The 324-nt window shown below is 42.3% G+C and carries 1 protein-coding gene; it reads left to right on the top strand.

What is annotated here, in order from left to right; all coding sequences use genetic code 11:
* A partial coding sequence (locus tag ACSZO4_RS25955; RefSeq protein ID WP_172896807.1) for a flagellin occupies positions 1-75 on the top strand: 75 nt, incomplete at its 5' end.
* Positions 76-324: the final 249 nt, after the last annotated feature.

The raw sequence follows: 324 nt of genomic DNA, 5'->3' as shown, positions 1-324 counted from the left end.
CTACAGCAGGCGGGTTCTTCGGTGTTGGCACAGGCCAACCAGGTTCCGCAGACCATGCTGTCCCTGCTGCGTTAATCAGATAAGGTTTTATGAGTACGAAAGCGCCTTGCAAGGCGCTTTTTTTGTTTCTCAAAAATACCCGCCAGCGAACGGGGCATAAAAAATTTAAGAGATGAATGTGTACATTTATCCTGGCATTACATTAATACGAAAATCTTCAAGAAAACATTAAAGCATTCTTATCTGTCGTCGATAACTATTATGACGGTGATGAAGCCGATGGCGCATACCGGAATATTAATTTACCAATGAAGGATAAATCCT

This window comes from Phytobacter sp. V91 (genome assembly GCF_965644225.1).
Taxonomy (GTDB): domain Bacteria; phylum Pseudomonadota; class Gammaproteobacteria; order Enterobacterales; family Enterobacteriaceae; genus CBFFRJ01.
This window is presented reverse-complemented; position numbering and strand designations above follow the sequence as displayed.